The sequence below is a fragment of the Aestuariimicrobium sp. Y1814 genome (assembly GCF_050113895.1).
In the GTDB taxonomy this organism is placed as follows: Bacteria; Actinomycetota; Actinomycetes; order Propionibacteriales; family Propionibacteriaceae; genus Aestuariimicrobium.
The window spans coordinates 78750-98005 of sequence record NZ_JBNJRW010000009.1 but is presented as its reverse complement, the minus strand read 5'-3'; the positions used below and the strand labels follow the sequence as shown (position 1 = coordinate 98005).

Sequence of the window (19256 nt, the reverse complement as noted above, 5' to 3'; positions counted from 1 at the left end):
CACCTGACCATGGGCTCCCAAGTGGATGGGTCCACCAGCCCCGCGGGCCCCGGCTCCTGCCACGGTTCCAAGCAGACAGGCCCCCAGCCCACTCCCAGCCCAGGAGAGCAGCCCCGGGAGCTCAGCACGGGAGCTCAGCCCCGCGACACCCGCCCCGCACCGGGAGTCAGCGCACCGGGACTCAGCGCACTGTCCAGGTGTCCGAACCCGCCAACAGCCCCTGCAGCTCCGCCGCATCATCGTGTTCGTCACCACCACGCGCCAGCCGCACCTGGTCACGAGCCTGGTCGTCATAGGCCGGCCGCTCCACATCGCGGAACACCCCGATCGGCGCCTGGTGGATCACCCCGGTGTCAGTCAGTCGCGACAGCTGGAACGCCAGCCCCGGGTCGTCGCGGTGCACGTCGTGCCGTAGCACCGCGTCCAGCCCGACATCGGCAACCTGCTCCACCCGCAGCTGCCCGTCAGCACCCATCACGACGCCCTTGGACTGCTCCTGGCCGAAGAGGATCGGCTCCCCGTGCTCCAACGGGATCACCGCATCCGCCGCCTCCGGGCCCTTCAGGTGCTCGAACGCACCATCGTTGAAGATCGGGCAGTTCTGGTAGATCTCCACCAGCTTCGCCCCACGATGGTTCGCGGCAGCCTTCAGCACACTGGTCAGGTGCTTGCGGTCGGAGTCGATCGTCCGGGCCACGAAACTCGCCTCGGCACCCAACGCCAACGACACCGCATTGAACGGCGCATCCAACGACCCCAGCGGGGTCGACTTGGTCACCTTGCCCAACTCCGAGGTGGGGGAGTACTGCCCCTTGGTCAACCCGTAGATCCGGTTGTTGAACAACATGATGGTCATGTTCACGTTGCGCCGCAGCGCATGCATCAGGTGGTTCCCGCCGATCGACAGCGCATCGCCGTCACCGGTCACCACCCACACCCCGAGGTCCGGACGAGCCGTCGCCACCCCGGTGGCGATCGCCGGCGCCCGGCCATGGATCGAGTGCATCCCGTAGGAATCGACGTAGTACGGGAACCGGGCCGCACACCCGATCCCGGAGATGATCACCGTGTTCTCCCGCTTGATCCCCATCTCGGGCATCAACCCCTGGAACGCGGCCAGGATCGCGTAGTCACCGCACCCGGGGCACCAGCGCACCTCCTGGTCACTGGTGAAGTGCTTGCGGGTCAACGGCTCCAACTGCAGCGGCACCCCGGCCAGGCCCTTGAACCGGGCTTCGACCTGGGCGGCTCCAGCCGCATCGTCAGTGTGTCGATCAGTGGCGGTCACGCCGTCTCCTTCGGGGCTTCGGGGCCGAGCGAGTCGATGCGCTCGGTCAGCTCGGCGGCCAGGTCACTGGGCGAGATCGGCAGGCCACGCACCCGGCTGACGCATTCGGCGTCCACCAGGTACTGCGCCCGCAGCATCATCGTGAACTGGCCGAGGTTCATTTCCGGCACCACGACCTTCTCGTAGCGCCGCAGGATCTCGCCGAGGTTCGCCGGCAGCGGGTTCAGGTGCCGCACATGGGTCTGGGCGACATGCCGGTGGCTGGCCCGCACTCGCCGCACAGCCGCGGTGATCGGCCCGTACGTGGACCCCCAACCCAGCACCAGCACCCGGGCCTCACCGGTCGGGTCGTCCACCTCGAGGTCGGAGATGTCACGCACCACCCCGGCGACCTTCTCGGCCCGCGCATGGATCATCGCCTCGTGGTTGGCCGGGTCATAGGACACATTGCCGGTCCCGGCAGCCTTCTCGATACCACCCAGGCGGTGCTCCAGCCCCGGCGTCCCCGGGATCGCCCACGGCCGGGCCCCGTTCTCGTCGCGCAGGTAGGGCAGGAACTGCTCGGTCCCATCAGCGGCCACCGAGTTCGGGCCGGTCGCGAACCCCGGGTCAATGGGCTCAATGCTCGCCAGATCGGGCACCTGCCACGGCTCGGCCCCATTGCCCAGGTACCCGTCGGACAACATGATCACCGGCGTGCGGTACTTGATGGCGATCCTGCACGCCTCCAGCGCCGTGTCAAAACAGTCCGACGGCGACTTGGCCGCCAGCACCGGCACCGGCGCCTCACCGTTTCGTCCGTACATGGCCTGCAGCAGGTCAGCCTGCTCGGTCTTGGTCGGCATGCCCGTCGACGGCCCCGCGCGCTGCACGTCGACCACCACCAGCGGCAGCTCAGTCATCACACCCAGGCCGATGGTCTCACCCTTCAGCGCCAGGCCCGGGCCGGAGGTGGTGGTCACCCCCAGCGCACCGGCGAACGAGGCACCCAGTGCAGCGCCCACGCCCGCGATTTCGTCCTCGGCCTGGAAGGTGATCACATTGTGGGCCTTGCGGCGGCTCAACTCATGCAGGATGTCCGAGGCCGGGGTGATCGGGTAGGACCCCAGGAACAACTGCAGCCCCGCCTTGTGCGCGCCGGTGATCAACCCGTAGGCCGTGGCCAGGTTCCCGGTGATCTGGCGGTAGTCACCCGGCGGCATCGGCGCCGGTGAGACCTCGTAGCGCACCGCGAACTCCTCGACCGTCTCGCCGTAGGCGTACCCGGCCTTGAACGCGGCAATGTTCGAGTCCCGCAGCTGCTCGCGGGTGGCGAACTTCGTCTGTAGGAACCGGATCGTCGAGGCGGTGTCGCGGCTGTACAACCAGGTCAGCAGTCCCAGCGCGAACATGTTCTTCGCGCGGCTGCCGTCCTTGCGGCCCAGGCCGAACTCGCTGACCGCACCGATCGCCAGGCCGGTCAGGTCGAGCGCCACCAGGTGGTAGCCCTGCAGCGAATCGTCCTCCAGCGGGTTGGTCTCGTAGCCCACCTTGGCGAGGTTCCGCTTGGTGAACTCAGCAGTGTCGACGAGCAACAACCCGCCATGCACCAGGTCGGCCAGGTTGGCCTTCAACGCGGCCGGGTTCATCGCGATCAGCACATCGGGACGATCCCCGGGGGTCACGATGTCGTAGTTGGCGAAGTGCAGCTGGAAGCTGGACACCCCCGGCAGCGTGCCCTGCGGCGCACGGATCTCAGCCGGGAAGTTCGGCAGGGTCGAGATGTCATTGCCGAAGACCGCCGCCTCTGCGGTGAACCTGTCCCCGGTCAACTGCATGCCGTCGCCGGAGTCTCCCGCGAAGCGGATCACCACCCGGTCCAGCGTGTGAACGCTGTGGGGACGGCGAAGGTGGGGTGCGACGTAAGCGTCCTGCGTCACGGCTCTTCTTTCTCGACGACTCATCGGTGCACCGGGTCTCCGGGCGCACTCGCCAAGACTACCCGCTGGAGAATTGGCCGCCACGCCTGTCGTCCGCCCGCTGTCGTCGGGTCTGCGCGACGCCCCGACCACCCGGACGAACACCCCGGCGCCGCTGCCGGACCTCGCCCGGGGCGAACCCAGGAACGGGCGTCCCGGCTACGCTGGGGCGCGTGCAGATTGTGGACTGGTACTCGGACGCCTCGGTGGTCGTGGTCGACCTGGCGTTGGCGTGCTGCGCCGTCGAGTCGGAGTTCGCCGTCCCCGAAGGCGCCCCGCAGCTGAGTGAGGTGCCCCAGGGAGCTCTCGTCGTCGCCATCGTCTCGGGGACCCTCACCGATGCCGTCGCGCCGCTGGTGCACCAGACCATCCTCGACCTCGGCCCCGACGTGCACGTGGTCAGCTTCGGCGCCTGCGCCGCAGCCGGCGGACCCTACTGGGACTCCTACTCGGTCACCAAGGGCGTCGACCAGTTGGTGAAGGTCGACCACTACATCGCCGGCTGCCCACCACCCCCGCACAGCCTGGCCGCACACATCGACACCCTGCGCGCCGGTCTGGTCCCCACAGGCGGACGACCATGATCACCAGCCCGACCGGCGGCGTCGGGCCCGGGATGGGACCCGACGACGAGGTCCGCCAGGTCGACCGCGCCCAGTGGACCACCGCCGTCGCCGACGCGCTGGCCGGCGGCCACGACTGGTTCGACTCCCTGCACGCCGTCGACGAGATCGGACGACCCCGCCCCGACGGTGAGCACCTCCGCGTGGTCTGCCGGTTGGTCCGCTGGGACGACGGGGTGCCCACCGGCCTGCAACTGCACACCACCGTGCCCCGCGAGGCGCCGGTGCTCGACTCCCTGGCCGGGGTCGCTCCCGGCGCCGTCTGGCACGAGCGGGAGGCCCACGACTTCTTCGGCATCAGCTTCCCCGGTGGGGACGACACCCCTCTGTTGTTCCACCAGCCCGCCGGCGTCGAGCCGCTTCGTCCGATGTTGAAGGACGCGGTGCTGGCCGCCCGCGCCGTGCAGCCGTGGCCCGGGTCGAAGGACCCCGACGACGCCGCCGGCGCCAGCCGACGTCGGATGGCCCCGGCCGGAGTGCCCGACGCCGAGGTCTGGGGCCACCGGGAACCCGGCGACCCCGCACCGGCGGGCGAGGTCGCCCAGGCGCTGACCGGCGGACGAGTCCGGAGACGCCGATGAGCGCTTTTCTCCCTGCGGGGGATGACCCCCTGCACCCCCACGGGCACCCTGCGGGGGATGACCCCCTGCACCCCCACGGGCACCCTGCGGGGGATGACCCCCTGCACCCCCACGGGCACCCTGCGGGGGATGACCCCCTGCACCCCCACGGGCACCCTGCGGGGGATGACCCGCCGGCGCACGGCTCGATCAGGCTCATCGAGGACAAGTGCACCTCCTGCATGATCTGCGTGCGGGAATGCCCAACCTGGTGCATCCACATCGAGTCACACAGCGAGGAACTGCCGCCGACCGCACCCGGCCACCCCAGCCGCGGGCGGGAACGCCGCCACAACGTGCTCGACAGCTTCGACATCGACTGGTCACTGTGCATGTACTGCGGCATCTGCATCGAGGAATGCCCCTTCGACGCCCTGGAGTGGGCCGGTCCGCACGTGCCCGGGGTGGATTCCCGCCAGGCCCTGGTCCATGACCGTTCCATCCTCACCAGCACCCACCAGCTGCACACCCAGCCGCAGCCCGACCCCGCCCCGGGGCAGCAGCCGTGAGCGCAGCAACCGACGTCGGCCGCAGCGCCGGTTGGCTGCGTCGCCAGGCCGCCGCCCGCTGGGACCAGCTCATCTCCGCCTGGCGCATCGCCCCCGTCCGCCGGGGATTCGTCGGCACGGTCCTGATCACCATCGGCTCATTCACCCCCGCCTACCTCCCGCAGGCCTCACCGTTCTGGCCGCTGATGCGCTGGGCCCACCTCGACAACCCCGTCTTCAAGGTGCTCGGCACCCTGCTGGTGCTGGGGGGCGTCGGCCTGCTGGTCTCGGCCTGGTTCCGGCTGCGCCCCTGGGGCGACGACCGCGACGTCGAGCTGTACCGCCACGTGCGGCACTGGGCGGTGCTGCTGATCTGGGGCGCCCCGTTCCTGCTCGCACCCCCGATCTTCAGCCACGATGCCTACTCCTACGCCGCGCAGGGCTGGCTGATCCACAACGACATCAACCCCTACGAACAGGGCCCCGGCGTGCTGCCCGGCGGGTTCGCCGACCAGGTCGCCTGGGTGTGGCGGTTCACACCCGCGCCCTACGGCCCGTTGGCACTTCAGCTCAACCACCTGCTGGTCGACCTGAGCGGCTTCGACCCCTACATCTCGGCGCTGATGATGCGGATCCCCGCGATCATCGGGGTGGCCCTGATCGGGATCTTGCTGCCGCGGCTGGCACTGCTCTACCGCGTCGACCCGGCCCGGGTCGCCTGGTTCGGCACCCTCAACCCCGTGCTGGTCATCGACTTCATCGGCGGCGCCCACAACGACTCACTGATGATGGGCCTGGTCGTGCTGGCCATCTGGATCACCCGGGTCGTCGGCTGGGGCTGGGTGCTCGGTGCCGCGCTGGTCGGGGTCGCCGCCGCCATCAAGCAACCCGCCCTGCTGACCGCCTACGCGCTGCCGCTGATCCACCGGCCCTGGCGCAAACTCGAGATCGGTGACACCCTCGACGTCATCGCCCGCGCCATGGCCAGCCTCGGCCTGGCCATCGTCACCTTCTCGCTGATCTCCTGGTGGACCGGGCTCGGGTTCGGGTGGCTGAACGCGGTCAACGTGCCCGGCCTGGTGGTCACCGTCAGCCCCTTCACCGTCATCGGGCAGGCCCTGTCCTTCCTGTTCGAACTGCTCGGCTGGACCAGCGGCGCCGAACTGGCCGTGCGCATCTCCCGCTCGATCGGCCTGATCCTGGCCGCCGGCACCGTGGCTGTGCTCGCCGTCACCGTCGCCCGCCGCAAACCGATCAACTTCCTCGCCTACTCCTACCTCGCCGTGGCCTTCGGCGCGCCCGCACTGCACTCCTGGTACGTCCTGTGGGGCGGACTGCTGCTGCCGCTGACCAAACCCTCGGAGCGCACCATCCGCGTCGCGGTGTGGACCACTGTCGTCCTGCTCAGCTACGCCGCGGTGAACCTGGCCGTCCGCAATGGCTTCCTGTCGTTGGGCGTGGCCGCGATTGGGCTGTACTACTGGCTGAGCCACACCGAGGACCGCAGGGCCCGCCGACGCCTGCGCCGACAATCCACGAAGGAGCGCCCATGAGCACCCCGACCACCCCCGGTGGGACCACCCCCGGTGGGACCGACCCCGAGGTCATCACCCCCGAGGTCATCACCAGCGTGCAGAACGGCATCGGACGTATCGAACTGAACCGCCCCCGCGCCATCAACGCCCTCACCCGCGACATGCTGGTCACCATCCAGCAGGCCGTCGACGCCTGGCGCGAGGACGACGAGGTCACCCGCATCGAAATCACCGGACGAGGGGAGCGTGGGCTGTGCTCCGGCGCCGACGTGCGGGCCCTGCGCCAGCAGCTGGTCGACGGAGACCTGGCCGGCGCGGTCGAGTTCTTCGACATCGAGTACCCGCTCAACGCCGACCTCGCGACCTACCCCAAGCCGGTCTGGTCGGTGATGGACGGCATCACCATGGGCGGTGGGATGGGGCTCACCCTGCACGGCACCCGCCGCATCGGCACCCACACCACCCAACTGGCGATGCCCGAGGTCGGGATCGGCCTGTTCCCCGACGTCGGAGCCACCTATGAACTGTCCCGGATGCCCGGCGAAACCGGCACCTGGATGGCACTGACCGGCAACCCGGTCGATGCCTCGTCCGCGTTGTGGGCCGGGCTGCTGGACGAGACCGATGAACTGCGCACCCACCCGGACGACTCGTGGCTGGCCACCAACCGCAGCTGGATCGACGAGTGCTTCGCCGGCGACGACCCGGTGGCCATCCTGGAGCGGCTCGAGGCCCACGACCACCCGGAGGTAGCGGCCACCCTCCAGGTCATCCTCGGACGCTGCCCGCTGTCGGTGGCGGTCGCCCTCGAACTGGTGCGCCGCGCTGCCCACCAGCCCAGCGTGGCCGACGTGCTGCAGATCGACCGGGTGCTGGCCGGCAACTTCTTCGCCGACACCGAGTTCATCGAAGGCGTCCGGGCACAGCTGGTCGACAAGGACCGCAACCCCCGCTGGCGCCACGCCCACGTCGGTGAGGTCACCCGGGCCGAAGTGCTGGCCATGTTCGGCGAGTAAACCCACGCGCTCAGCCGGACGCGGCGCTCGGATCGCTGACGCCATCCGCCAAGTGGGTGTCCAACTCCACTCTGTCCCCCCTGCCGCGACCCCGCCGGCCCGTGCCAGACTGAGGGCGGCAGAGGTTCATGAACAAAGGAGTGGAACCAAATGACTGCAAAGATCCTGCTCGTCGGCAGCGTGATGATGGACCTGATCCTCAGGTGCGAACGGGCTCCCGAACCGAGCGAGAGCGTCCTCGGTCACGACTACCGCAACGCCCCGGGTGGCAAGGGCAGCAATGCGGCTGTCGCCGCCGCCCGCGCCGGGGCCCAGGTCGCGGCCTACGCATCGGTCGGCAATGACAGCAACGGCGACTACCTGATCGAGCGCTGGCAGGAAGCCGGCATCGACACCACCCACACCCTGCGTCGCGACGGCAACACCGGATTCGTGGCGATCACCCTCGAGGACAACGGCCAGAACCGGCTGATCATCTTTCCCGGCGTCAACATGGAAACCCCGCCCGACAAGCTGGAAGAGGCCTTGGACGCGGGTGCCGATGCGATCCTGCTGCAGTTCGAGATCCCGGACGCCACGAATGCGCGCGCCATCGAGCTGGCCAACGAACGCGGCATCATCACGGTGCTGGATGCCGGTCCCGCCCGTACGGACGGCCTCCACGGTCTGCCTCCGGTGACGGTCCTGTCGCCCAACGAGACCGAGACCAAGGCTCTGGTCGGCATCTACCCGACCGATGAGGCGTCCTGCCTGGAAGCCGCGCAGAAGCTGCAGGAGAAGAACGGCTGCAAGTACGTGCTGCTCAAGCTCGGTGAGCGTGGGTCGTTCGTCTACGGCGAGGGCATCGCCCAGCTGGTACCGCCGTTCCAGATCGAGAATGTCGACCCGACCGCTGCGGGCGATGCCTTCACCGGCGCTTTCACGAAGGCCTTCGTCGAGACCGGCGACATCCTCGAGGCGGCTCGCTACGGCAATGCCGCCGGTGCGCTCACCTGCACCAAGCTCGGCGCCCAGCCGTCGGTGCCGACCGCCGAGGAGATCGACGCCCTCCTCGCCAGGGGCTGACACCCACCCACACACCCGCATGCCCTACAACGGTGCACTTGCCCCTGTTCTGGAACAGGGGCAAGTGCGCCGTTCAGGGGCAATTGGAGGGTGGATGGCGGGTTCTCAGCAGCCACCACGGGGCCCGGGACGCCCGGCCCTCAGCCGATCACGGCCGGGTCGTAGACCACCGTCACGGGGGCGTGGTCACTGATCCGGGCCTCGTAGCTCGCATCCCTCTCGGTGCCGGCCTCGAGCGCCAGCTTCGCCAGGCCGGGGCTGGCCAGGTGGTAGTCGATCCGCCAGCCCTTGTCGTTGGTGAAGGCCTGCCCGCGCCACGACCACCACGACCAGGGGCCGGCCACCCCCGGGTGCAGGCGACGCACCACGTCGACCAGTGACCGCGACGAGACGAAGCCGTCCATCCAGGCCCGTTCTTCCGGCAGGAAGCCGGGGTTCTTCACATTCCCTTTCGGGTTGGCCAGGTCGTCGGCGGTGTGGGCAATGTTGATGTCACCCATCAGCAGGTACTCCCGGCCCCGCGCCTTCGCCTCGCGCCGGGCCCGGGTGACCTGCCGGACGAAGCCTTCCAGGAAGGCCATCTTCGCCTCATAGGCCGGTTCGGTCTCGTCGAAGGGGCTGCCGCCCTTGGGCACGTACACCGAGGCCACCGTCAGCGGCTGGTCGGCCAGGTCCACCTCGACATAGCGGCCGTGGCCCGCGAAGTGCCGCAATTCCCGCGCCAGGGCCCCGACCGGCTGCTCCACCTCGGTCAGGCCGGCGCTGGTGGCCAGCGCCACCCGAGGTTCCCACGAGCGGACGGATGCGACCGGGCGGCGGGTGAGCACCGCGACGCCGTTTCGTCCGGGGATGGTGCCGCTCTGGTAGGCCAGGTGACGATCACCCAACCACTCCAGCGGCAGGTCGGCCAGTGAGCAGCGCATCTCCTGCAGGGCCACCACATCGGGGTTGGACCGCTCCAGCCAGGCGGTCAGCCCCCGCCGGGTCGCCGCCCGGATGCCGTTGACGTTCAGGGTCGAGACACGCAGGGCAGCCGAGAGCATGACCGCGACCATATCGCCTGATCCCCGAAGCCCGGGAATGGGGGGGTCGGCCATAGGCTGGGGGCGTGGACACTACCTCGAAGCTCACCAAGCTCAGCGTCGTCGGTTCAGGTGCCGTGGGCACCGCGGTCGCCTACGCCTCCATCATCCGCGGTTCGGCGAACCGGGTCGCCCTCTACGACATCAATGAGGCCAAGGTCACCGCCGAGGCCAAGGACATCGCCCATGGCACCCAGTTCACCGACATCACCGATGTCACCGGCAGCAGCGACCCCGCCGTGGTCGAGGATTCCGATGTCGTCGTGATCACTGCCGGCGCCAAGCAGGACCCGGGGCAGACCCGCCTCGACCTGGCCACCCAGAACGTCAAGATCCTGCAGTCGATGCTGCCCGCCCTGCTCGAGCACGCCCCCGACGCGGTCTACGTGCTGGTCACCAACCCCGTCGACGTGCTCACCTACGAGGCCCAGAAGATCTCGGGCCTGCCGGTGGGCCGGGTGCTCGGCTCGGGCACCCTGCTCGACACCTCCCGGCTGCGCTGGATGCTGGCCCGCAAGGCCAAGGTCGCCCAGTCCAACGTGCACGCCTCGATGCTGGGTGAACACGGTGACACCGAGTTCCCGGTGTGGTCCTCGGCCACCATCGGCGGCATCCCGCTGCGCGAGTGGGAGGAGGACGGTCGTCCGGTGTTCACCGACACCGTGCTCGACGAACTGGCGAAGTCGGTCACCAATGCCGCCTACGAGGTGATCGAGGGGAAGGGGGCCACCAACTACGCCATCGGGCTGGCCGGTGCCCGCCTGGTCGAGGCGATCGTGCGCGACGAACAGGTCATCCTGCCGCTGTCGACCGTGCTCAGCGACTACCGCAGCATCTCCGACGTGGCGCTGTCGGTGCCATCCCTGGTCGGACGAGGTGGTGTCAGCGAGGTCTACGAGGTGCCGATGTCGGTGGCCGAGCGCAAGCAGCTGCACCACTCGGCGGCCACCCTCAAGGCCGCCATCCAGCAGGTGAAGGCGGACCTCGAGGGCTGAGGCGGGGACCACTACCCGCAGACGGTGGCCACCCTGGGCCCGGTGCCCGGGTGGCCGGGGTTGCCGGCATACCCGTCAGCGGTGCGGACCACGATGATCGAGCTGAAGGTCCCAGTGGTGGTCGAGCCCTTGGAGGCCAACGTGTCGACCACCAGGACCCCCATGTAGCTGGGCACCTGGCTCGGCGGCTGGCCCGAGTTGCCCGGCGCCCCGGTGAATGTGGTGCCGCAACTGGTGACCGGCGTGGTGGTCGGGAGAGTGTTCACCGTGGGCACGAAGCCCTTGAAGGATGAGTTACCGCCCGACTGCTGGTTCGCCGTCGTCCACGAACTACTCCACCACGTCAGGTTGTTCGGTGTGGCCTCGAGTGCGCTCGCGCTGACCACGAAGGCACCATCGGCCGGGAACGCGAACACGATCACCTCGGCCGATGCCTCCGAGGGTTCGTAGTAGGTGTCCCCGGCGAAGGCCGCCCTCAGGGTGGTCGGGCCGAGGCTCGAGGCGGGCACCGACGTCAGGGTGCACGAGACCGCACCGGACGACGCGACGGTGCCCGTGCAGGTCTGGGCCCCGAGGGTGAAGACCACCTGCTGGCCCGACGGGACGGTGGGCACCACCCCGTCCTCCAGCAGGGTCGCGCTCAGCGTCACCGCCCCCTGCCCGGCCAGGATCGCGGTCGGCGTGGTCAGGCTCGTCGCCGTCTGCTCCCGGGTGACGGTGAACGTCGCGGAGTCACTCGACTGCTTGAGCAGGTCATCACCGGCCCAGTCGGCGGTGACCGTGGTGCTCTTCGGGGCCTGGCTGATCGTGATCGTGCAGGTCGCCACCCCGGACGGGTCAGTCGTGCCGGTGCACGAGTCCGCGGTCACGCCACCGATCCGGAAGACCACGTCGCGGTCGGCGACCGGTTCGGTGCCCCTGGTCAGGGTGGCCGTCATGGTGGCCTCGTCGTGGTAGTCGGTGCTGGTCACCCCGGTGTAGGTCAGCGTGGTCTCCAGTGGCAGGGTCAGGATCTTCAGGCTGTCGGTCACCGTCAGCTCATGGCCCCCGGGTTCGATGCCGGACCCAGGGATCGTCACCAGGTCCTTCGCGATCGCGCCCCGGCCCACCCCTCCGGTGAGGAAGTTGATCCGTGACCAGTCCGACGGGCTGCCGGCCAGCAAGCCCTGCTCACCGTCACCGTTGACGTCGAAGCCGGTGCCACCATCGGAGGTCTTGAAGTTGCAGCTGAAGTCGACCGGCCGCAGGGCTGCCTGTTGGTAGGTGGTGTCCCCGCAACGATAGGCGGTGCCGGAGCCGCTGGAGTTGGTGCCCAGGTTGATGCCATCGGCTTCGGTCAGCCCCGTCTCGATGACGCTGAGAGTCGTCTCGCGCGAGTAGTCCCAGACGAACGACCCGTTGCGCAGCACCCCGGACATCTGCCAGGCGTAGTTCATCACCGACGGGTAGTTGGGCTTGTAGTTGACCTCGTCCTCGCCGCCGTGCGGCAGCCCCAGGATGTGGCCGAGCTCGTGCATGAACGTGCCCGTCTGCTGGTTCTGGCCGCCCGCCCCGCCGCCGCTGGTGAGGGTCACCATGAACACGAGTTTGTTGCCGAGCGCCAGGCCGCTGGTGAGGTCATCGCTGACCGGGTCGGTGGTGACGTCCTGGGCCAGGACGGCCCCGGCGATGGCGTAGTGGAAGATCGATAGTCGTCCGGTGGGCACGAACTCGTCGCGCGTCAGGGTGAGCGCATTGGTGGCGTCGTAGTCGCCGTCCGGGTTCATGGTCAGCAGGTACTTGCTCCAGGGCAGTTGGGTGGACCGGGACAGCGAGCCCCACAGGGCACCGCCCGGGGTGATCGTCGAATCAGGTCCGGCGTCGACGATCAGGGTGATGCCCGGACGAGTCGCCCCGCGGTAGGTCACCGGGGACTGGTCGAAGGCCCGGATGACATCGTCGATGGCTGCCTGCCGCAACGACTGGTCGCGGGGGGCGGCCGGGTTGGTGTCGACCATCCGGTCCATGTGCACCAGCACATTCGGACGATCCAGGGTGACGCCCATCTGGGGCAGGTTGATGAACTGGGGAGCCATGCCACCGCCGGGATCGATGGTGACCCCGTTCTCCTTCCAGGCCCGGGGAATGCCGTCGCAGGCCGAGTCGCAGGCCAGGGTGACCCGGCGGTCCTCGATGACGCCGCCGGACTGCGCGACGTACCCCGCGGGTGCGGTCTCGTTGAAGGTGTCGGCGCCGACCAGCGGGTTGGAGTAGAACAGGGTTCCCGTCGTCTGGCTGATCTCCATCCGGAAGTTGATCCTCAGCTGGGTGTCCAGGCTGAGGTCGCAGTCCTGGGTGGCGAAGTGGATGGCCTGGTCGGGCTCCACTGTGTGCGGGCCGGCGCCGCCATCGGTGAAGCAGCCGAGTACCTGCGCCGTCATCTGGATGGTCTGGTCGGTGCGGTTGAAGATCAGCAGGCTGATGGTCTCCAGTGCCGCCCGCGCCGGCACCGCGGTCAGCGTGAGCGAGCCGACCAGGCTGACGAACAGGGCCAGGACCGTCAGGATCGGGCGAGGACGTCGTTGGGCATGCATGGTGGTGCCTCCTGTGGTGATGTGGCCACACTGCCCACGGCCCGGAAAAAGAACATCCCCCGTCCGGGGGAGCGGAGTTATCCTGAACCCATCCCCCCACCCATCACCCATCCCCCCACCCATCGTGGCCACCGGTCGCGGTGTACCCCGGCGCAGGAGGGGTGCCATGACACGGCGCCACGCACCCGCGACCATCGGTCGTGGGACGACCATTGCCCAGGTCTGTGGCTGGTTGGCCGCCGGTGGTGACCTGGTGACGCTCACCGGGCCCGGCGGAGTGGGCAAGACCCAGGTGGCCGCCGACGTGGTGGCCAGGCTGCACAGCCGCGGGTGGCTGGTCTGGTGGCGCGACCCGGTCGAGTGGGGTGGGGGCCGGGTGCTGGCGCGGATGCTCGACCGGCTCGGCGATCGGGAGCGGGCCGCGCCCAAGCTGCTCGTCCTCGACGGTTGCGACCACCACCTGCCCCAGGTCCCCGACTGGATCCGCCAGGTCCCCGGGCGGGGGCCGCAGGGTTGGGCGGTCCTGGTGACCAGCCGGACGCCGCTCGGTGCCCCCGGCGAACGGGTGGTGCCGCTGTCACCACTGACGCAGGACGAGGCGGTGCAACTGTTCCAGGAACGCTCCAGCGGCTGGGGCGCCACCCTGCGACGCGACGCCGCCGAGGACGCACTGACCCGGGAACTGGTCAGGCGACTCGACGGCCTCCCCCTGGCCATCGAACTGGCCGCGGCCAGGTGCCGGTCACTGGGGGTGGGGCAGGTCCTGACGGACCTCTCGTCCGGCCTGGGGGTGCTGTCCGGCAGTGACGTCGGCGGCCCGGTGCGCCACCGGACGATGCAGGCCACCATCGCCTGGTCATGTGATCGGCTCGGCCGCGACGAGCAGGTGCTCCTCCGGCGGCTCGCGGGCCTGGCCGCAGGGGCCCGGATGAGCGACATCGAAGCAGTGGCGGGCCACGACCTGGGTGCCGGACGGGTCCACGACGCCGTCGACGGGCTTGTCCGGCAGTCGCTGCTGGTCGCCGAGGAGGGTGGCGGCGCACGCAGCTACCGCATGCTCGAGGTCATCGGACTGTTCGCCCGCCGCCAGCTCGAACGCTCCGGCGAACTGGGTGACGTGCAACGACGCCACGCGCTCCACTTCCAGCAGGTGGCCGCCGCCGGGGCATCGACGGACTCGCTGGGCAACATCGAACGGGCCATCGACACCCTGCTGGCCGGTGGTGACCTGGACCTGGCTGCGCGGGTGCTGTGGGACACCCAGCACCTGTGGGGCAACGCCCGCCCCGAACTCGCCGAGGCGATGCTGGCCCGGGTGCTGCCCGCGTTCAACGAGGACACCCACCTGTTGGTGACCGGTACGGCCGCCGCCACGATCCACCTGGACTGCGCCGACCTGCCGGCCGCCATGGCCGCAGCCCGGACCGCACTGGAGGCGGGCGACCGGCTGGCCGGTGCCCCCGGTGACCCCGGTGACCTCGTGCTGCGACAGGCCCACGCCAGGGCAGCGACCTACGTGGCCGCCCTGCCGGCCGTCAGGGCGCCGGTCACCGCCGAACGGGAACTCGCTGCGGCCCATGCACGTTGCCTCGCCGCAGACGATGCCTACGGGGCCGACTTCGCGCAGGTCTGGCGGGCGGGCAGCGTCGGCATCTTCCAGGGACGGATCGCTGAAGGCATGGACCTCGCCCGCCAGGCACTGGACCGGGCGAGGAGGTCGGGCCAGCCCACCCTCATCGTCTGGGCGGCCAGCGTCCTGGCCGAGGGGTCCGCCCAGCGCGGCCTGCTGGACGAGGCAGAGGCCCACGCCGACACCGTCGAGGCGGTCCTGGACCATGCCCGGCCACCCGGCCGGGCGCCGACGCCGTCCCTGCCCCGGATGCTGGCCGCGCTGGCCCGCGGGTACGCCAACCTGTTGCGCGGCGCCGAGCCGATCCCCGGCGCCGACCTCGCCGCCCTGTCCAGGGCCAGTGAGCAGGACGGGAACGCGTTCGAGGCCTACCGCTACCGCTACCTGGGGGCCCTGGACGGGCTGCGCCGCCGGGACATCGGGGCAGCAGTGGCCGACCTCCAGGTGGCGGCGCGACTGACTGAGCACTCCGGTGGCTGGTTCCACCCGATGACCACTGCCGCCGGGGTACTGGTGAGCGTGGCCGGTGACGACCTCGAGGCTGCCGACCAGTGGTTGGCCCGGGTCGGCGAGCACGCCTCGGCGACCGCCGACTTCGGCGTCCGGGTCGCGGTGGGGCGCTGCCTGCTGGCGCTGTGCCGCCAAGACTCCGCCCGGGCCGAACAGGTCGCCCAGGAGGCCCTGGGCTGGGCCGTGGGGGAGGGGCTCGCCCTCGAGACGGTGCAACTGCTGGAACTGCTCGCCCTGGCCTGGGGAGAACCCCGCGCCGTGGACGCCGTGCGCCTGGTCGGTGCTGCCACCCACCTTCGTCGATCCTCCGGGATCAGATTCGGGCCGCCCGTGATCGGCGACCGGGTCAGCACACAGGTGGCCCACTGGCGTGACGTGATCGGCCCCGAGGCGTTCGCCGAGGCCTGTGCCGAGGGTGCCCGGCTGGACGCCCGTGCCGCCCACCAGTTCGCGCATCGCCGGCGGGGGCGCCGGCAACGACCCGGCCACGGCTGGGATGCGCTGAGCCCGGCGGAGCTGGCGGTGGTGCGGGCCGTCGCCGAGGGGCTCACCAACCCGCAGATCGCCACCCGGCTGCTGGTCTCCCCCGAGACGGTCAAGACCCACGTCAGTCACGTGTTCAACAAGCTCGGTGTCTCGCGGCGCGCGCAGGTGGCGGCGATGGCGGCCGACCACCAGCACGACGTGGCCGACGTCAGTAGGGTCAAACCAAGCAATGAGGCTTGACCCGCGAGCAATGACGCTTGACCTGGAGGAAATGTGACCACCAAGAACATCCTGTGTTTCGGAGACTCCTTGACCTACGGCTGGGTGCCCGTCGCTGAAGGCGTGCCCACCACCCGCTACGACCCCGATGTCCGCTGGACCGGTGTGTTGGCGAAGGCCCTCGGCGAGGGCTACAAGGTCATCGAGGAGGGCCTCAGTGCCCGCACCACCGCCGTGGACGACCCGACCGACCCGCGGCTCAACGGCTCGAAGTACCTGCCCTCGGCGCTGGCCAGCCACCTGCCGCTCGACCTGGTCATCATCATGCTGGGCACCAATGACACCAAGCACTTCTTCCACCGCACCCCGCAGGACACCGCCGTCGGCATGTCCCTGCTGGCCGGCCAGGTGCTGGGCAGCGCCGGGGGAGTGGGCACCGTCTACCCGGCCCCGAAGCTGCTGATCATGTCACCGCCGCCGCTGGCCGAGCAGATGGGCCACCCGTGGTTCAGCGTCATCTTCGACGAGGAGTCGGTGGAGAAGTCGAAGGAGCTCGGCCCGCTGTACGCCGCGCTGGCCGACTTCATGAAGGTCGACTACTTCGAGGTCGGGGCCGTGCTGACCACCGACGGTGTCGACGGCATCCACTTCACCCCCGAGAACAACAGGGTCCTCGGTGAGGCGCTGGCCGACAAGGTCAAGGACATCCTGGCCTGATCCACGTCCCAGCGCACCACGGCCAGGTCGTCCGGGGTGGGCCGCGGCACCGTACTCAGCCGCCGCACCCGGCCCACATCGCTACTTGCCCTACAAAACTGCACTTGCCCCCGTTCCGGAACGGGGGCAAGTGCAATTTTCAGGGGCAAACAGCCACTTCGGACGAAGGTCAGGCGACCTGGCCCTCGTAGAGGCACTGCACCAGCTCGTCCACGTTGTTCTGCACCGCGTTGCGGGCAGCCACGGTCACCGGGGCCATCACGTAGGTGCTGGGCTCATCGACCAGCAGCTGCTTGACGGCCTCCAGGGCGGCCTTGTCGGCGTAGGTGTAGTAGTTGATCTTCTGCACGCCGCGGTTGATGCACTCGCGGTACTCGGCCGGGCTGAGCCCCGAACCACCGTGCATGACGATCGGCACACCGGCGCGCTCACGCAGGGTCGAGATCAGGTCGTAGTTGATCTTCGGCTCGGCCTTGTACAGCCCGTGCACGGTACCGAACGAGCAGGCCAGCGCGGTCACACCGGTTTCGGCCACGAACTCGGCGGCCTGGTCGGGGTCGGTGTACAGCGAGGTGTCCCCCACACCCTCGGCGCTGTCCACACCGTCCTCACGGCCGGGCATGACGCCCAGTTCACCCTCGACGCCGTGGCCGTACTCGTTGGCCAGCTCGACGACCTCCTTGGTCTGGGCCAGGTTGTCCTCGAAGGGCAGCCGCGAGCCGTCGAACATGGCCGAGTTGAACCCGATCTCGAAACCACGACGGACGAAGTCGATCGACTCACCGTGGTCGACGTGCACCACCAGCGGGGCGCTGGAGCGCTTGGCCAGCTCGAGCATCGCCGGGCCGATGTCGTCGATGGAGACCACCGGGTCGTGCACCTCGGCGTGCTGCAGGATCATCGGCACACCGTGCTTCTCGGCGACCTTGATCGTCGCCAGCAGCAACTCGAGGGTGGGGGTGTTGATCGCGGCGATGCCGCAGTTGTTCTTCTCGCCATAGGCGAGGGCTTCCTTGAGGCTGATGAGCATGCTGAATCCTTGTCTGGGGACGGCGTAGCGCAGCCGGCACTGGGCTCGGCCACGCAGTTGATTCTAGGGGGCGCAGGTGGGCGCGCCCGGGCCGGGGGCAGGGCTGGTCGGGGGCGCGCCAGGCCGGGCGGGCCGACCTGGTGGTGCGCAGGCCCACGGGCAGCCGACCTCAGCGGTAGTTGGTGAACTGCACCGCGAAGTCGTAGTCAGCGGCCTTGATCATCCGCTGGACCTCCTGCAGGTCGTCACGCTTCTTCGACGAAATGCGCAGCTCGTCACCCTGGATCTGGCACTTGACGCCCTTGGGGCCCTCATCGCGCACCAGCTTGGAGATCTTCTTCGCGTTCTCCTGGCTGATGCCCTCGCTGGTCGTGGCAGTGATGTGCCACTGCTTGCCCGACAGTCGCGGTTCGCTGGCGTCGACGGCCTTGAGGTTGATGCCGCGCTTGATGAGCTTGGTCTGGAACACGTCCCAGATCGCCTTGACCCGCTCCTCACCGTTGCTGACCATTTCGATCGCATCGCCGGACCACTTGATGGTCGAGTCGGTGTTCTTGAAGTCGAACCGCTGGGAGATCTCCCGGGCGGCCTGGCCCAGCGCGTTGTCGACCTCCTGCCGGTCGACCTTGCTGACCACGTCAAATGAGCTTTCCGATGCCATGCAGGCCATGCTAGCCATTCGCCTCGTCGCAGGCCCTTGAATAGGCTGTGAGCATGACCCGGATCACCTGGAAGACCGTCGACCACGCGGCCACGAGGTGGTCAGCCGTGATGGCCGTGGCCTCCGTGATCGCTGCCATCGTGGTGGCGCTGCGGTTCGTGGCCGGTGAGCTGATCGAGGCCATCTTCGGCACCGTCCTGCTGCTGGTGATCCTGATCGGCTGGTGGGCGATGAACCAGTTGCGTGATGCCCGGGTCACCATCGACGAGACCGGCATCCGCCGTGAGGGGCGCGGCGGCTTCGCCTGCACCTGGGCCCAGATCACCAAGGTCGGCGTCGGCGCGGGCATGGTCGGTGGGGACGCCCCCTACCTGCTGATCGGCACCACCAAACGCCGCAGCCACAACAGCATCATCCCGGCGGCCGGGGCGGGCTACGGCAAGGCCACCGCCGCTGCACCCATCGACCCCCCACTGGTCGACCAGGTCGAACAACTGCTGGCCGCCAAGGGCGTGCTGCGCACCGAGGAACAGTGGGCCGCAGGGGCCTGACCCGGCGCTCGCCCGCCCCGTCCGAAGTCGAGCGGCGCGTGAATTGTTCCCCTCGGCGTCGATGGGCTATCGTTGTCGATCGCTGGGCTTGCCCAGCACGGCAGGTTGCCCGAGCGGCCAATGGGAGCGGACTGTAAATCCGTCGGCTTTGCCTACGTAGGTTCGAATCCTACACCTGCCACCAGCCCCCGAAATCGAATGGATTCCGG

Annotated in this window: 16 protein-coding genes and 1 tRNA gene; 11 read left to right on the top strand and 6 right to left on the bottom strand. The window is 69.4% G+C overall.

What is annotated here, in order from left to right:
- Nucleotides 1–181: 181 nt before the first annotated feature.
- On the bottom strand, nucleotides 182–1288 hold the full coding sequence (locus ACQE3C_RS11410; RefSeq protein WP_434539301.1) for a 2-oxoacid:ferredoxin oxidoreductase subunit beta: 1107 nt from the start codon (nucleotides 1286–1288) through the stop codon (nucleotides 182–184).
- The gene (locus ACQE3C_RS11405; RefSeq protein ID WP_434539300.1) at nucleotides 1285–3231 is read right to left on the bottom strand and encodes a 2-oxoacid:acceptor oxidoreductase subunit alpha; all 1947 of its coding nucleotides are present in this window, start codon (nucleotides 3229–3231) and stop codon (nucleotides 1285–1287) included. The genes ACQE3C_RS11410 and ACQE3C_RS11405 overlap by 4 nt, the downstream gene beginning before the upstream one ends.
- A gap of 188 nt (nucleotides 3232–3419) precedes the next feature.
- Here ACQE3C_RS11405 and ACQE3C_RS11400 point away from each other — a divergent pair, with 188 nt between their 5' ends.
- The 6 genes from ACQE3C_RS11400 to ACQE3C_RS11375 all read left to right on the top strand — a co-directional run bounded on the left by ACQE3C_RS11400 (nucleotide 3420) and on the right by ACQE3C_RS11375 (nucleotide 8593).
- Entirely contained in the window at nucleotides 3420–3830 is a 411-nt protein-coding gene (locus ACQE3C_RS11400) for an NADH-quinone oxidoreductase subunit B (RefSeq protein ID WP_434539299.1), read from the top strand.
- Nucleotides 3827–4450 (top strand): NADH-quinone oxidoreductase subunit C, encoded by a 624-nt coding sequence (locus ACQE3C_RS11395; protein WP_434539298.1) that lies wholly within the window; start codon nucleotides 3827–3829, stop codon nucleotides 4448–4450. Before ACQE3C_RS11400 ends, ACQE3C_RS11395 begins: the two co-directional genes overlap by 4 nt.
- 137 nt (nucleotides 4451–4587) lie before the next feature.
- Nucleotides 4588–4998 (top strand): NADH-quinone oxidoreductase subunit I, encoded by a 411-nt coding sequence (locus ACQE3C_RS11390; RefSeq protein WP_434539333.1) that lies wholly within the window; start codon nucleotides 4588–4590, stop codon nucleotides 4996–4998.
- On the top strand, nucleotides 4995–6530 hold the full coding sequence (mptB, locus tag ACQE3C_RS11385; RefSeq protein ID WP_434539297.1) for a polyprenol phosphomannose-dependent alpha 1,6 mannosyltransferase MptB: 1536 nt from the start codon (nucleotides 4995–4997) through the stop codon (nucleotides 6528–6530). The genes ACQE3C_RS11390 and mptB overlap by 4 nt, the downstream gene beginning before the upstream one ends.
- On the top strand, nucleotides 6527–7528 hold the full coding sequence (locus ACQE3C_RS11380; protein ID WP_434539296.1) for an enoyl-CoA hydratase/isomerase family protein: 1002 nt from the start codon (nucleotides 6527–6529) through the stop codon (nucleotides 7526–7528). The genes mptB and ACQE3C_RS11380 overlap by 4 nt, the downstream gene beginning before the upstream one ends.
- A 150-nt stretch (nucleotides 7529–7678) precedes the next feature.
- A complete protein-coding gene (locus ACQE3C_RS11375; protein ID WP_434539295.1) occupies nucleotides 7679–8593 on the top strand; it encodes a ribokinase in 915 nt (304 codons plus the stop codon).
- Between the two features lie 140 nt (nucleotides 8594–8733).
- On the opposite strand, the gene ACQE3C_RS11370 is transcribed toward ACQE3C_RS11375, so the two are convergent.
- Nucleotides 8734–9621, bottom strand: coding sequence for an exodeoxyribonuclease III (locus tag ACQE3C_RS11370; RefSeq protein ID WP_434539332.1), 888 nt, complete (start codon nucleotides 9619–9621; stop codon nucleotides 8734–8736).
- A gap of 80 nt (nucleotides 9622–9701) precedes the next feature.
- Here ACQE3C_RS11370 and ACQE3C_RS11365 point away from each other — a divergent pair, with 80 nt between their 5' ends.
- Complete coding sequence (locus tag ACQE3C_RS11365) at nucleotides 9702–10670, top strand: L-lactate dehydrogenase (protein WP_434539294.1); 969 nt, start codon at nucleotides 9702–9704, stop codon at nucleotides 10668–10670.
- Between the two features lie 11 nt (nucleotides 10671–10681).
- Here ACQE3C_RS11365 and ACQE3C_RS11360 read toward each other — a convergent pair whose 3' ends face one another.
- On the bottom strand, nucleotides 10682–13243 hold the full coding sequence (locus ACQE3C_RS11360) for a M66 family metalloprotease (protein ID WP_434539293.1): 2562 nt from the start codon (nucleotides 13241–13243) through the stop codon (nucleotides 10682–10684).
- Between the two features lie 166 nt (nucleotides 13244–13409).
- Here ACQE3C_RS11360 and ACQE3C_RS11355 point away from each other — a divergent pair, with 166 nt between their 5' ends.
- Nucleotides 13410–16109, top strand: a complete 2700-nt coding sequence (locus tag ACQE3C_RS11355) for a helix-turn-helix transcriptional regulator (protein WP_434539292.1) — start codon at nucleotides 13410–13412, stop codon at nucleotides 16107–16109.
- A gap of 33 nt (nucleotides 16110–16142) precedes the next feature.
- On the top strand, nucleotides 16143–16805 hold the full coding sequence (locus ACQE3C_RS11350; protein ID WP_434539291.1) for an SGNH/GDSL hydrolase family protein: 663 nt from the start codon (nucleotides 16143–16145) through the stop codon (nucleotides 16803–16805).
- Nucleotides 16806–16974: 169 nt separating this feature from the next.
- Here the strand turns inward: ACQE3C_RS11350 and ACQE3C_RS11345 are convergent, their stop codons facing one another.
- The gene (locus tag ACQE3C_RS11345; RefSeq protein WP_434539290.1) at nucleotides 16975–17835 is read right to left on the bottom strand and encodes a class II fructose-bisphosphate aldolase; all 861 of its coding nucleotides are present in this window, start codon (nucleotides 17833–17835) and stop codon (nucleotides 16975–16977) included.
- Nucleotides 17836–18004: 169 nt separating this feature from the next.
- Complete coding sequence (locus ACQE3C_RS11340; RefSeq protein WP_434539289.1) at nucleotides 18005–18496, bottom strand: YajQ family cyclic di-GMP-binding protein; 492 nt, start codon at nucleotides 18494–18496, stop codon at nucleotides 18005–18007.
- 53 nt (nucleotides 18497–18549) lie between these two features.
- Between ACQE3C_RS11340 and ACQE3C_RS11335 the strand changes: the two genes are divergently transcribed.
- Both ACQE3C_RS11335 and ACQE3C_RS11330 read left to right on the top strand, forming a co-directional pair.
- Nucleotides 18550–19047 (top strand): hypothetical protein, encoded by a 498-nt coding sequence (locus ACQE3C_RS11335; protein WP_434539288.1) that lies wholly within the window; start codon nucleotides 18550–18552, stop codon nucleotides 19045–19047.
- A 99-nt stretch (nucleotides 19048–19146) separates the two neighbouring features.
- Nucleotides 19147–19231 (top strand) — tRNA-Tyr (locus ACQE3C_RS11330).
- Nucleotides 19232–19256: the final 25 nt, after the last annotated feature.